We start from the raw sequence: 13,238 nt of genomic DNA, 5'->3' as shown, positions 1-13,238 counted from the left end.
TCATCTGAACATACGGACGCGAATGATAAACCGGGCCTACTGCGCCTGGTTTATCTCTGTTTTGCCGTCTATGTCCACATTCACCAGGGAGGAACCAGTTATGAATGAACAGCACCAGCAATGGATCGAAGACGTGGAGGCATTGCTGCGTCAAGAACGGCTTAGCCCGGATGATGAGCAGGCAGTGCGTCATCTGCTGGAAACGGTGCAGACACTACGCGCCGAGAATCAGCGACTGCGCAGTGCACTTGTGAAGGCAAATAACAGCAAAAAGCCGAAAATGTCCACTCGTTTGAAGGATGCGTTATACGAGTAGACTAGCGATATCTAGACAAAAGCTACGGTGACTATACTACAAGTCTGCAAGTCGATGAAATGTTAGGACTTGAATATTGCCGGTGTCTGGATTTACGATAAACAAGTGTTTCTATACAAGCATTAGAGATACAGCATGTTAACAAGTACTTTATTTTAAATTTTGAAAAGAGAGTGACTCAACGATGACGATAAATTGTGATGTAGCTATTCTAGGAGGCGGCACCGGAGGATATGTGGCGGCGATTCGCGCAGCCCAACTCGGCAAGGATGTCGTGATTATCGAGCAAGACAAATTGGGTGGTACATGTCTGCACCGTGGCTGTATTCCGAGCAAAAGTCTACTGCGTAGTGCCGAAGTGTTCGCGCTCATGCAGGACAGTGAGCATTACGGCGTTGCCGCCGATAATGTAACGCTGAAGTTCGCCAGCGTACAGGCGCGCAAGCAAGGGATTGTTGATCAACTGCACAAGGGCGTGCAATATTTGATGAGCAAAAATAAAATCCGTGTTGTGCAGGGGCAAGGACGCGTGATTGGTCCGTCCATCTTTTCCCCGCAAAGCGGTGCCGTAGCCGTTGAATTCGAAGATGGTGAGATGGAGACAGTTGTATCCAAAAATCTAATCATCGCTACCGGTTCGCGTCCACGCGATCTGCCCGGTCTGGAAGCGGACGGACAGTTGATTCTGAACAGCGATCATGCGCTGCAATTGGAGCAATTGCCGGCATCGATTCTGATCGTAGGTGGCGGCGTAATTGGTATGGAGTGGGCATCGATGCTGAATGACTTTGGCGTGCAGGTGACGGTTGTTGAAGCGGCACCGCAGATTTTGCCATTGGAGGATGAAGAAGTGGCACGCGAGCTGCGTCGTTTGCTGGAGAAGCGTGGCGTAACCATTTACACGGGAGCGGCGCTGCAACTGGATACATATCGTCCCGGTGATGGCGAATTGTCCATCGATATGCTGCATAAGGAAGAGACTATCACTCTGACGTCATCGCAGATGCTAGTATCGGTAGGACGTCGTGCGAACGTGGAGACGATCGGTCTTGCTAATACGGATATTCAGGTGGAAAACGGGTTTATCAAAGTCAATGCCAATATGCAGACGAGCGAAGCGCATATTTATGCAATTGGCGATGTTATCGGCGGATTGCAGCTCGCCCATGCTGCTAGTCATGAAGGGATCGCCGCTGTGCATCATCTGTCTGGCGAACCTGTGCATTATGACGCCGATCAAGTATCGCGCTGTGTATATACTCGCCCCGAAGTAGCCAGTGTTGGCATTACCGCAGCACAAGCAGAAGCGCAAGGCAAAACCGTCAAAATCGGCAAATTCCCATTCAAAGCAATCGGCAAGGCACTTGTTCACGGCGAGAGCGATGGCTTCGTCAAAGTGATTGCCGATGCACAAACCGACGATCTGCTTGGTGTGCAGATTATCGGTCCACAAGCAACAGATCTGATCAGCGAAGCGGCACTGGCGCAATTCCTTGATGCTACGCCATGGGAAGTTGGACAAACGGTGCATGCGCATCCGACGCTTGCTGAGATTATGGGTGAAGCGATGCTAGCAGTCGATGGCAAAGCGACTGGCATGTAAATTCAACAAATTGTAAAAGATGGACTGCCCATTCTGCAGAATGGACAAATCCATCTTTTCTTTTGTCAGAAAGTATGCTTATAATAGGGTTGTACCTAAGTCTTAGTACCAGGTTTTAAGACAAGCGCCAATGATGACGTATACACTGCATGGTATCCGGTTATATACTGCGTCACACATGCAGATAGAGTAGCACCATTTGCGAATGGAGAGACAGAAGTGTACCCTTAACCTATACAGGCAAAAGGCAACGTGCATCCTAATCGGATGAAGCATAATCCACACAGCCAGGAAGCCGCATAACGGCTTCGCTATTGATGAAGGAGGTACCTGTGATGAAAGCAAAAGGTACTATTGACCAGCAAACCCGGCATGAACAGCTCGGGCTGAGCAACGAACAGGCGATTGAACTGTATCGATATATGATGATGGCGCGTAAGTTTGACGAACGTTGTCTGCTGCTGCAACGCGCTGGTAAAATTAATTTCCACGTATCCGGTGTTGGACAGGAAGCGACTCAGGTCGGTGCAGCATTTGCACTGGATCGGGATCAAGACTATTTCCTGCCATACTATCGCGATTACGGATTTGTACTGTCTGTTGGTATGACTGCTCGCGAACTGATGTTATCGGCATTCGCCAAAGCGGAAGACCCGAACAGCGGTGGACGTCAGATGCCAGGTCACTTTGGCAGCAAGCGTCTGCGCATTGTAACTGGCTCTAGTCCGGTAACGACGCAAGTACCGCACGCTGTTGGCGTCGCACTTGCCGCCAAGATGAAGAAGCAGAAATTGGTATCCTTCGTCACGTTTGGTGAAGGTTCCAGCAATCAGGGCGACTTCCACGAAGGCTGTAACTTTGCCGGTGTACATAAACTGCCGGTAATCATTATGTGTGAAAATAACCAGTACGCAATCTCGGTACCGCTGCACAAGCAATTGAGCGGTAAAGTTAGCGACCGTGCACTTGGTTACGGCTTCCCCGGTCTACGCGTAGACGGCAACGATGTGCTGGAAGTGTATGCGGCGGTTAAAGAAGCCCGTGAGCGTGCGATGAACGGCGAAGGTCCAACACTGATCGAATCGATGGTTTACCGCTTGGCTCCACATTCCACTTCTGATAACGATCTGGCCTACCGGACGAAGGAAGAAGTAGACGCAAACTGGAAAAAAGACGGCGTACCGCGCTACAAGCAATATTTGCTAGATTGCGGCATTTGGACCGAAGAGCAAGATCAGGAGCTGCAAAAGGAATGCACGCAGATCATGAAGGAAGCGACCGAATACGCGGACAACGCCCCTTATCCGCGCGCGGAAGACACACTGCTGCATGTATTTGCAGGTGACGGGGAGGATGCACAGTAATGGCAATGATGGAATATATTGATGCGATTCGTCTGGCGATGAAAGAAGAGATGGCGCTGGACGAGAATGTATTCGTACTCGGTGAAGATGTCGGTGTCAAAGGCGGCGTATTCACGACGACCAAAGGATTGCAAGAGCTGTACGGCGAAGATCGTGTGATGGATACGCCGTTGTCGGAATCCGCGATTGCCGGTGTAGCCATCGGTGCGGCAATGTACGGCATGAAGCCGATTGCTGAGATGCAATACTCCGACTTTATGCTGCCAGCAACGAACCAGATTATCAGCGAAGCGGCGAAAATTCGCTATCGCTCTAACAACGATTGGAGCTGTCCGCTGGTCGTACGCGCACCGATCGGTGGCGGTATTTTCGGCGGTCTGTACCACTCACAATGTATGGAGTCGGTGTTCTTCGGAACTGCTGGATTGAAGATCGTTGCTCCATTCTCCGCCTACGATGCGAAAGGATTGCTCAAAGCAGCCGTTCGCGATCCAGACCCGGTACTCTTTTTTGAAAATAAAAAATGCTATAAGCTGATCAAAGGTGATGTGCCGGAGGATGATTATGTCGTGCCAATCGGCAAAGCCAATGTGTTGCGCGAAGGCGACGATATTACCGTAATCAGCTACAGTCTGCCCCTGCATTTCATCATGCAAGCTGCTGAGGAACTGGAGCAGGAAGGCATTACTAGTCATGTACTGGATCTGCGTACCATTCAGCCGATTGACCGTCAGGGCATTATCGATGCGGCTCGTCGTACGGGTAAAGTGCTGATCGTGCATGAGGACAATCTGACTGGCGGTGTTGGCGGCGAAGTGGCTGCCATTATCGCCGAGGAATGCTTGTTCGATCTGGATGCACCGATTCGCCGTCTGGCAGGACCAGATGCACCGGCAATGCCGATCAACCCGCCGCAGGAAAAAGCGTATATGCTGAACAAAGACAAAGTGAAAGCCGCCATGCGCGATCTTGCTCTTTTCTAAAAATAGATCATATCTGCATCATTCAATGGCAGCGGAAGGTTGAACCGCCTGTCCGTGCCATCTTATGTAATATGCAACATGTAGTACGCAACAACAACCAAAATAAATTGCCGGTTCATCTACAGGGTGACCGGCAATTTTCAGGAGTGAAAATAATGTCTCAACAAGGAAAACCGACTGATATCGCGATGCCGCAACTGGCGGAATCGCTCGTATCCGCAACCATCGCCAAATGGCTCAAGCAGCCCGGCGATCCGGTCGACCAGTATGAACCGATCTGTGAAGTGATTACCGATAAAGTAAACGCTGAGATTCCATCCGTAATGGAGGGCATCATGGGTGAATTGCTGGCGGCAGAAGGTCAGGAAGTCGCTGTTGGCGAGATCATTTGCCGTATTCACGTGGAAGGTGAAGCACCAGCGAATCCGCCACAGGCAACGCAACCGACGGTACCAGCTTCCCCATCTACACCGCAAGCAGTGGAACCGACAGCGGCTGCATCGTCTGCACCAGCACCACAGCGCACTGCTACTCCATCTGCATCTGGCGCTATGGCTGGACGTTATTCTCCTGCTGTACAAACGCTGGCTGGTCAGCACGGACTGGATTTATCGCTGATTCAAGGCACTGGCGCTGGCGGACGTGTAACTCGTCGCGATGTGCTCAAAGCCGTGGAAAATGGTAGCGCCGTAGCAGGTTCTGCACCTGCCGCCAATCAGCAACAAGCAGCAACTTCTACACAACCAGCTCCATCGTTTGCTGCTCAGACACCGTCTGCAACTGATTATGCGGTTCGTAATTCGGGTATCCATTTGAGCGAAACGCCGGCCATTCCGAAGATCGAACTGGAACAGAGCGAATCTGCACCGGGACGCGGCGAGCATATGATCGACGTAACCCCGCTGCGTAATGCGATTGCTCGCAATATGCGTCAGAGCGTATCGGAAATTCCACATGCGTGGACGATGATCGAAGTGGATGTAACCAATCTCGTTATGCTGCGCAACAAGCTCAAAGATGAATTTAAACGTAGCGAAGGCATTACTTTAACCTACCTGCCATTCCTGATCAAGGCAGTCGTGAACGCGATCAAAGACTATCCCATCGTCAATTCCGTCTGGGCAGTCGATAAAATTATCGTAAAACGCGATATCAACGTCTCACTCGCTGTCGGCACCGAGGATTCCGTTATGACGCCAGTCATCCAGCGCGCTGATCAGAAAAATATCGCCGGGCTTGCACATGAGATTGACGATCTGGCACGTCGCACTCGTGACGGTAAGCTGAAGCTGGACGATATGCAAGGTGGTACATTTACTGTGAACAATACAGGTTCCTTCGGTTCGGTACTGTCGTATCCGATTATCAACTATCCACAGGCAGCGATTCTGACGTTTGAATCGATTGTGAAGCGTCCAGTTGTAATCAACGATATGATCGGTGTCCGTTCGATGGTGAATCTATGTATGTCGCTGGATCACCGGATTCTGGACGGCGTCATCAGCGGTCGTTTCCTACAACGGGTAAAAGATAATCTCGAAGGCTACAGCATGGATACGAAGCTGTACTGATCCACGTTCAAAGTTGTATTGCATGAGGGAATGCGGTACATTAAATAAAGTGAATACGCAGCGGAATACGCATATGCAGAAGGTTGACAGCCATACGGTTTTGTCGACCTTTTGCTTATGTTTTCTTCAAATTCCGCAATTGAGGTTAACGATGGGGAGGGAGTGTTTCAGCATGAGCAGGTCCATTCACGTTTCTTATACTCCTTTGATGGAATATGCGTCAGCATGGGACAGACAAAAGGAACTGGTGCAGCACATTGATCAGGGAGAGCTAGACGAACAGCTATTGCTGCTTCAGCATCCGCCGACGTACACGATTGGCTCACAGCGCCATCCAGAGCATTTGTTATGGAGCGAGGAAGAGTTGAAGGAACGCGGCATCGCCGTTTTTCAAATTGACCGTGGCGGGGACATTACATATCACGGTCCGGGGCAATTGGTCGGTTATCCGATTTTGCTGCTTGATATTGCCAAAGGCATGGACCCACACACGTACTTGCGCACACTGGAGCAGGTTATCATTGACTATCTCGCCGAGCAGGGCATTCAAGCGGGACGCAAAGAAGAGTACACCGGTGTCTGGATCGGTGATCTGAAAATTGCCGCGATCGGCATTAAGTTCAACAAATGCCGCAATCGCAAAGGCTTTATTACGAGTCACGGTTTTGCTTTTAATGTAACTTCAGGGATTCAACATGAAGGGTTCAGCGGCATTATTCCGTGTGGTATTGAGCAATACGGGGTAACATCGTTAGAAGATATGACCGGCCGCGCATATGATATCCGTCAGGTTGCTGAGGATATAGTACCGCATTTTGTGCGTCATTTTGGCTATGAGCAGCCGGTATGGGACAGCCTTCTATAGAAACGGCTGAACGAGGGAGAAAATAACCGATCCGACCAGCGCGATCAGCATGACATAAACGAACACTTTAAACCATTTTTTCTGTTGCATAACGGGACTCCTTTGCCAATTGGTAAATAATATACAGCTGCATACCTGTTCGCTAAGAGAACATACTTGTTTGTTCGCAAGAGAACATATCTGTTCGCTAATAGAACATACTTGTTCTCCGCGTAAAGGCGTATCTCTGTTATCATACCTATTCCCATGCCCATTTGCAAAGAGGTTTATCATCCTTATGTCAGCTCTGATATAACACGATAACGGCGTGTAGATGTATCTTTCATCCTACATCCGGTCGGATTCACTATCGAAATTGTATATAGATTAAAGGGGCGAATTGTTGTGGTATCACAAAACAGACTGATCGAAGAATTTATGGAGCTTGTACAGATTGACAGCGAAACGAAGCAGGAGCGTGTGATCGCCGATGTGCTGACCGAGAAGCTGATTGCGCTCGGCTTTACCGTCGTGGAAGACGAATCCGCGGCGAAAACAGGTCACGGTGCAGGCAATCTGATTGCAACGCTGGCACCCAATACAGAGCAGCCTTTCCCGAAAATCTTCTTCACAACGCATATGGATACAGTGAAACCGGGCATCGGTATTCAGCCAGTTATGGATGAACAGGGCTGGATCAGCAGTGCTGGTGAGACGATTCTCGGCGCAGATGACAAAGCTGGTGTAGCTGCATTATTCGAAATGGCGCGTGTATTGAGCGAGCAAAACATCCCGCATGGTCAGATTCAATTTGTCATCACTGCTGGTGAAGAATCCGGGCTGATGGGTGCACGCGCGATGGATTCGTCGCTGCTGGATGCCGAATTTGGCTATGCACTGGACTGTAACGGTGCAGTTGGTACGATTGCTGTAGCGGCACCGACACAAGCGCGTGTCGTGATGGAAATCTACGGCAAATCTGCACATGCTGGTGTGAATCCAGAAGACGGCATCAGTGCCATTCAAGTAGCAGGCAAAGCAATCTCCCGTATGAAGCTAGGACGCATCGACCACGAAACAACCGCCAATATCGGTAAATTCGAAGGCGGCGGCGCAACCAATGTCGTATGCGATTATGCTCGTCTGGAAGCGGAAGCGCGCAGTCTGGTACATGAGAAAGTCGTGACCCAACTGGAAGCAATGCAAGCATCGTTAGAAAGTACATGTGCTGATTTTGGCGCCAAGGCACATTTCCAAAGTGTGATCGTCTATCCGGGCTACAAATTTACAGCTGATGATGAAGTGGTGGCACTCGCTCAGCGCGCATCCGCCAACCTCGGTCTGCCGAATGATATTTTTCATACCGGCGGTGGCAGTGACGCCAACATTTTCAATGGGATGGGTGTGCCGACCGCGAATCTGGCAGTAGGCTACGAACATATTCATACAACAAGCGAGCGCATTCACCGTGACGATCTAGTGAACGCTGCACGTCTTGTCATCGAGATTGTACAGGAAACAGCCAAAGTCAAAGCATAAACGTTATGCGCATCGCCATTCACGATAAGGCATACACTACACTTGTTCAGGAGGCTCATTATGACAAATTCCAACCATACACCGAACCCCGCATTGGACGAAATTACCCTGTCCACCGAAAAGATTTTTGATGGCAAAGTGATCAAGCTGCAAGTCGATACCGTACAACTGCCTAACGGCGAAACAAGCAAACGCGAGATCATTCGTCATAACGGCGCGGTCGCTGTACTAGCAATTCATGACGATAAAATGATCGTCGTTGAGCAGTTCCGTCAGCCGCTTGGACGCACGCAGGTGGAGATTCCAGCAGGCAAACTAGAAATCGGCGAAGATCCAAAGGATGCCATCGCGCGTGAATTGAAGGAAGAAACCGGATATGAAGCCAAAGAGCTGAAGCTGTTATTTTCCTTCTATACATCGCCGGGCTTTGCGGATGAACTGATTCATCTGTATCTGGCGGACGAGCTGATCGAAGGCGAAGCGAAGCTGGATGAGGACGAATTTCTGGAAATGAGCACAATCACGCTGGAACAGGCATACGAGCAAATTGCCAATCAACAAATCAGCGATGCAAAAACGATTATGGCAGTACAAGCATGGCAGCTGATCAAACTTGGCGGCAAGCTTGGACAGTGAAGGATAATATGATGAACAAGCAAACCAGACAACTAGACTCCACTGGGGATGTTTCCACAGGTTTGCAGCGCATTTACACAGATCTGCATATTCATATCGGTCGCAGCGAAGATGGGCAGCCGGTTAAGATCAGCGGCAGTCGCAATCTGACCTTTGCGAATATCGCCCGCGAAGCGTCCTTGCGCAAGGGCATTAACCTGATCGGTATTATCGACTGCCACTCGCCCGGTGTTCGTCAGGATATTCGTAATCTGATCTCCAGTGGTGAGATGAGCGAAATTCCGGGCGGCGGTATTCGGTATCGCGATACGACCATTCTGCTCGGCTCCGAGATCGAAATTCGTGAGCCGGGCCATCATGAAGCACATGTGCTAGTTTATTTTCGCGATCTGGAGCTGATGGACGACTTCGCGCAATGGATGGGCAAGCATATGAAGAATCTTCAGCTTAGCTCGCAGCGTCTGTATACCAGTTATCGCGAATTGCAGCAGCAGGTGAAGCAGCGTGGTGGTCTGTTCATGCCTGCGCATATGTTTACCCCGCACAAAGGCATTTACGGCAGCGTCACCGATCGAATGGAGCATGTACTTAATTTGGAGCAGATCGATGGCGGCGAGCTGGGATTAAGCGCCGATACCGAAATGGCAGGCTATATCAGCGAGCTGGATATGTACTCACTGCTAACGAATTCCGATGCCCATTCCCTCAGCAAAATCGGTCGCGAGTATAATGTCATGCAGATGCAAGAAGCCAGCTTCGACGAGCTGGTGCAGGTGCTACGCGGTACAAACGGACGCCATATCGAGGCCAATTATGGACTTGACCCGCGTCTTGGCAAATACCACCGCACCTACTGCATGAACTGCGAGCATATCATTCACGAGCCAGAAGCGGCGCTGGAACGCTGCCCGTATTGTGGTAGCACCAAGTTGACTGTCGGCGTTCTCGACCGCGTCTTGAACATCGCTGATCGTCCCAACCCACAGCCACCGTCCAGCCGACCGCCATACCGTTATCAAGTACCACTAGCCTTCATCCCGGGTCTAGGTCCCGCCAAAATGAACCGCCTGCTGGATGCCTTCGGTACCGAAATGGACATCCTGCACAATACATCAACGACCGACCTCGCTACCATCGTCGGCACCGAAATCGCAGACTACATCCACCAAGCAAGAACCGGCACACTCACCCTAAGTGCCGGAGGCGGCGGAACCTACGGTAAAGTTGTCAAAGGGTAGAGCTATACCTTCGCCTACATCGCAAAAGAAACAAGCATAAAGCCGCATCCATTGAGCCACTCAGCTCAAAAGTTGCGGTTTTTTATTTTACATAGCCAATCCTATACCTATTCCATTACACTTTCACATGCTAATGCTAATGCTAATGCTAATGCTAATGCTAATGCTAATGCTAATGCTAATGCTAATGCTAATATTAAATTTACCTCTCCACCCCCAGACAAGCACAGAGCGGAGGCAAGGGAATAAAGGAAAAGGACGACTTTGGAGGGGCGGGAATCTTCAAGCACTTCCCATTCCAAAAGATTCCTGCGGCTCCACTGGAGTCCGTTCCCTTATCCCTTGCCGCAGCGCTGTTACACTACCATCATTAGTGCACCTCCAGCAAAGTTGCCCCACTCCAACACCACCCACCTCAAGATGCTAAAACGTTTGACTTTAACTTCCTAATCCCCCTATAATAATTGAAGTGAGCATTTCAGCGATGCAGTGATTTCCACAGGGGGAGGGCAAAAATGGAAGCACGGATCGATAAAATCAAACATCAACTACAATCCAAAGGTTACAAACTAACACCCCAGCGGGAAGCTACCGTGCGAGTGCTCCTTGAGAACGAAGAAGATCATCTGAGTGCCGAGGACGTATTCATGCTCGTCAAGCAAAAAGCTCCCGAAATCGGTCTGGCAACTGTTTACCGTACCCTTGAGCTACTAAGTGAACTGCATGTCGTGGAGAAAATCAACTTTGGCGACGGCGTGGCGCGTTACGATCTGCGTACCGACACGAGCAAGCATCACCATCATCACTTGATCTGCGTACAATGCGGAAGCATGGACGAGATTCGTGAGGATTGGCTGGGACCATTGGAAGAACGGCTGGATAAGGAATTCGACTTCGCGGTTCTGGATCACCGACTGGACTTTTACGGGATCTGTTACCGATGCAAGGATAAGGAGACTGGGGAAGATCAATCCGGCAACGGGCAGTAATTCGTACCGCCGTGCCATTAAGATTCAGACTACCTGCATAACAGGCTGATGACGTAACTGAATAGATGAAATGGATACCAGAGACTCTCGCCCGATAATTTTGGCTGTTCGGGAGAGAGTCTTTTTGCCGTAATGGATACCGTTATATCCTTCATGCTGTTCATTTGCTAGAGCGCTTGCAAAAGGACGATGCATATAGAGCATATAATGGTATCGAAGCCACCTTTGCATCAACAGTATGATCGTACGTACATAACACCATCCATTTCACAGACATATAGAGGAGGCTGACTTGAGATGAACGAATATTTAGAGAAGTTTATCCGTTATCTGACGGAGGAAAAAGGTCTATCCCGCAATACGCTGGAATCGTATCAGCGCGATTTGAGTCAGTTTATTGATTTTGCTCATCAGCGTTATATTATGATGCCGGATCAGATTCGCAAGACACATATCGCCCTGTTTCTCGGTGAAATGCGCCAGATCGGTAGAGCGTCATCCACCATTACACGGATGACGGTTTCGTTGCGCTCCTTTTGTCAGTATTTGGTACGTGAAAATGTCATTCAACAAGACCCGTCGATACATATGGAAGCACCCAAACCGGAGAAGCGTCTGCCACATGTCATGAGCGTGGAAGAAGTGGAACGATTGCTGGAAGCGCCGGATAACCGCACTCCGCAGGGACGGCGTGATCGCGCGATGCTAGAACTGCTGTATGCGACAGGGATTCGCGTATCCGAACTAATCTCGGTCAATGTGGAAGATGTGCGCCTAGATCTGAAATTTCTGCGATGTTCTAGCAGCTCAGGTAAAGAGCGGATCATTCCCATTACTGGCGTGACTGTTAAACGAATCGGTGAATATGTACAGGATGGTCGCCAGCAATTGGTGCGCAATCGTGAAGAAGAACTGGCGCTGTTCGTCAATCAGCTCGGTACACGATTGACTCGGCAGGGCTTCTGGAAAATCATCAAAAAGCATGCCCGTGAAGCTGGGATCGAGATGGATATTACGCCGCATACGCTACGTCATTCTTTTGCCGCGCATCTATTGGAAAATGGTGCCGATCTGCGTTCGGTACAGGAGATGCTTGGTCATGCCGACATTTCGACAACTCAGATCTACACGCGCGTATCCAAGAAGAATATGAAGGACGTCTACGAGGCAAATCATCCGCGCGCGAACGCGACCTGATCCGTAACGGGTAATAGCACAATCGCAATACATGTGGAACAGCTTATTTTATCCCTATCCATCAAGGAGGACATATCATGACAGTGATTACACAAGCAACGATTCAAGAAGCTGCATCCTATATCCGCAGCAAAAGCAGTATCAACCCCGAGATCGGTCTCATTCTCGGTTCCGGTCTGGGCATTCTTGCCAACCTGATTGAAGACGGCGTATCCATTCCATACGGGGATATTCCACATTTCCCAGTATCGACAGTAGAAGGTCACGACGGCGAACTGCTGCTCGGCAATGTACAAGGACGTCCGGTTGTAATGATGAAAGGTCGTTTCCATATGTACGAAGGATACGGTCCAGAAGTGACTGCTTTCCCAGTACGTGTGATGAAGGAGCTGGGCGTATCCAGTCTGCTCGTCACAAATGCCGCTGGTGGTGTCAACACATCGTATGAGCCGGGCGATCTGATGGTACTGAGCGATCATCTGAACATGACCGGACGCAACCCGCTGATTGGACCTAACGATCCAGCGCTGGGCGTACGTTTCCCTGATCTGTCTGAAGCATATAGCCGTCGTCTGCGCAGCGTATTCAAAGAAACCGCTGCTTCGCAAGGTCTGAAAGTACAAGAAGGCGTCTACGCTGGTCTGCTCGGTCCAACGTATGAGACTCCATCCGAAATCCGTATGCTGCGCACACTCGGTGCGGATGCTGTAGGTATGTCTACCGTATCGGAAACGATTGTGGCGCGTCATGCAGGTCTGGAAGTACTCGGTATTTCCTGTATTACGAACATGGCAGCAGGTATTCTGGATCAACCGTTGTCGCATGACGAAGTGATGGAAACCGCAGATCGTGTACGTGATCAGTTCCTGAAGCTCGTACTGGCGATCATTCCACAGATGTAATTTATTTTAAGGAAGTATTACAAAAATAAGGCTGCGCTTCATCTGATTTTTAGAGA

At 49.8% G+C, this 13,238-nt stretch carries 13 protein-coding genes; 12 read left to right on the top strand and 1 reads right to left on the bottom strand.

The window, feature by feature from the left end; genetic code table 11:
• The first annotated feature begins 100 nt into the window (after positions 1-100).
• The 6 genes from ACDE64_RS15250 to lipB all read left to right on the top strand — a co-directional run bounded on the left by ACDE64_RS15250 (position 101) and on the right by lipB (position 6,702).
• A complete protein-coding gene (locus ACDE64_RS15250) occupies positions 101-316 on the top strand; it encodes a hypothetical protein (protein WP_411342995.1) in 216 nt (71 codons plus the stop codon).
• Between the two features lie 184 nt (positions 317-500).
• Positions 501-1,919 (top strand): dihydrolipoyl dehydrogenase, encoded by a 1,419-nt coding sequence (lpdA, locus tag ACDE64_RS15245; protein WP_411342994.1) that lies wholly within the window; start codon positions 501-503, stop codon positions 1,917-1,919.
• 335 nt (positions 1,920-2,254) lie between these two features.
• Positions 2,255-3,283, top strand: a complete 1,029-nt coding sequence (locus ACDE64_RS15240) for a thiamine pyrophosphate-dependent dehydrogenase E1 component subunit alpha (protein WP_411342993.1) — start codon at positions 2,255-2,257, stop codon at positions 3,281-3,283.
• Positions 3,283-4,266 (top strand): alpha-ketoacid dehydrogenase subunit beta, encoded by a 984-nt coding sequence (locus ACDE64_RS15235; RefSeq protein ID WP_411342992.1) that lies wholly within the window; start codon positions 3,283-3,285, stop codon positions 4,264-4,266. The genes ACDE64_RS15240 and ACDE64_RS15235 overlap by 1 nt, the downstream gene beginning before the upstream one ends.
• Positions 4,267-4,421: 155 nt before the next feature.
• A complete protein-coding gene (locus ACDE64_RS15230) occupies positions 4,422-5,837 on the top strand; it encodes a dihydrolipoamide acetyltransferase family protein (protein ID WP_411347386.1) in 1,416 nt (471 codons plus the stop codon).
• 172 nt (positions 5,838-6,009) lie between these two features.
• Positions 6,010-6,702 (top strand): lipoyl(octanoyl) transferase LipB, encoded by a 693-nt coding sequence (lipB, locus tag ACDE64_RS15225; RefSeq protein ID WP_411342990.1) that lies wholly within the window; start codon positions 6,010-6,012, stop codon positions 6,700-6,702.
• On the opposite strand, the gene prli42 is transcribed toward lipB, so the two are convergent.
• Positions 6,697-6,792 (bottom strand): stressosome-associated protein Prli42, encoded by a 96-nt coding sequence (gene prli42 / locus ACDE64_RS15220; protein ID WP_411342989.1) that lies wholly within the window; start codon positions 6,790-6,792, stop codon positions 6,697-6,699. The two genes, lipB and prli42, sit on opposite strands and share 6 nt — an antisense overlap.
• Before the next feature lie 294 nt (positions 6,793-7,086).
• Here prli42 and ACDE64_RS15215 point away from each other — a divergent pair, with 294 nt between their 5' ends.
• From ACDE64_RS15215 to ACDE64_RS15190, 6 genes are all read left to right on the top strand, one after another.
• A complete protein-coding gene (locus ACDE64_RS15215) occupies positions 7,087-8,220 on the top strand; it encodes a M20/M25/M40 family metallo-hydrolase (RefSeq protein WP_411347385.1) in 1,134 nt (377 codons plus the stop codon).
• A gap of 60 nt (positions 8,221-8,280) precedes the next feature.
• Positions 8,281-8,856, top strand: coding sequence for an NUDIX domain-containing protein (locus tag ACDE64_RS15210; RefSeq protein WP_411347384.1), 576 nt, complete (start codon positions 8,281-8,283; stop codon positions 8,854-8,856).
• An 11-nt stretch (positions 8,857-8,867) separates the two neighbouring features.
• The gene (locus ACDE64_RS15205; protein WP_411350309.1) at positions 8,868-10,094 is read left to right on the top strand and encodes an endonuclease Q family protein; all 1,227 of its coding nucleotides are present in this window, start codon (positions 8,868-8,870) and stop codon (positions 10,092-10,094) included.
• Positions 10,095-10,609: 515 nt separating this feature from the next.
• Positions 10,610-11,083, top strand: coding sequence for a Fur family transcriptional regulator (locus ACDE64_RS15200; RefSeq protein WP_411347383.1), 474 nt, complete (start codon positions 10,610-10,612; stop codon positions 11,081-11,083).
• Positions 11,084-11,380: 297 nt separating this feature from the next.
• A complete protein-coding gene (xerD, locus tag ACDE64_RS15195; protein WP_411347382.1) occupies positions 11,381-12,280 on the top strand; it encodes a site-specific tyrosine recombinase XerD in 900 nt (299 codons plus the stop codon).
• A gap of 77 nt (positions 12,281-12,357) precedes the next feature.
• Positions 12,358-13,182, top strand: a complete 825-nt coding sequence (locus ACDE64_RS15190) for a purine-nucleoside phosphorylase (RefSeq protein ID WP_411347381.1) — start codon at positions 12,358-12,360, stop codon at positions 13,180-13,182.
• Positions 13,183-13,238: the final 56 nt, after the last annotated feature.

Source organism: Paenibacillus sp. WLX2291, from assembly GCF_046603665.1.
In the GTDB taxonomy this organism is placed as follows: domain Bacteria; phylum Bacillota; class Bacilli; order Paenibacillales; family Paenibacillaceae; genus Saccharibacillus.
Note: the sequence above shows the minus strand (reverse complement) of the source record. Positions and strands in the feature narration are given on the sequence as shown.

What these genes read in the sequence shown, in the direction of transcription:
- ACDE64_RS15250 (WP_411342995.1), top strand. Translation starts at nt 101, where the DNA reads ATGAATGAACAGCACCAGCAATGGATCGAAGACGTGGAGGCATTGCTG.
- lpdA (WP_411342994.1), top strand. Translation starts at nt 501, where the DNA reads ATGACGATAAATTGTGATGTAGCTATTCTAGGAGGCGGCACCGGAGGA.
- ACDE64_RS15240 (WP_411342993.1), top strand. Translation starts at nt 2,255, where the DNA reads ATGAAAGCAAAAGGTACTATTGACCAGCAAACCCGGCATGAACAGCTC.
- ACDE64_RS15235 (WP_411342992.1), top strand. Translation starts at nt 3,283, where the DNA reads ATGGCAATGATGGAATATATTGATGCGATTCGTCTGGCGATGAAAGAA.
- ACDE64_RS15230 (WP_411347386.1), top strand. Translation starts at nt 4,422, where the DNA reads ATGTCTCAACAAGGAAAACCGACTGATATCGCGATGCCGCAACTGGCG.
- lipB (WP_411342990.1), top strand. Translation starts at nt 6,010, where the DNA reads ATGAGCAGGTCCATTCACGTTTCTTATACTCCTTTGATGGAATATGCG.
- prli42 (WP_411342989.1), bottom strand. Translation starts at nt 6,792, where the DNA reads ATGCAACAGAAAAAATGGTTTAAAGTGTTCGTTTATGTCATGCTGATC.
- ACDE64_RS15210 (WP_411347384.1), top strand. Translation starts at nt 8,281, where the DNA reads ATGACAAATTCCAACCATACACCGAACCCCGCATTGGACGAAATTACC.
- ACDE64_RS15205 (WP_411350309.1), top strand. Translation starts at nt 8,868, where the DNA reads ATGAACAAGCAAACCAGACAACTAGACTCCACTGGGGATGTTTCCACA.
- ACDE64_RS15200 (WP_411347383.1), top strand. Translation starts at nt 10,610, where the DNA reads ATGGAAGCACGGATCGATAAAATCAAACATCAACTACAATCCAAAGGT.
- xerD (WP_411347382.1), top strand. Translation starts at nt 11,381, where the DNA reads ATGAACGAATATTTAGAGAAGTTTATCCGTTATCTGACGGAGGAAAAA.
- ACDE64_RS15190 (WP_411347381.1), top strand. Translation starts at nt 12,358, where the DNA reads ATGACAGTGATTACACAAGCAACGATTCAAGAAGCTGCATCCTATATC.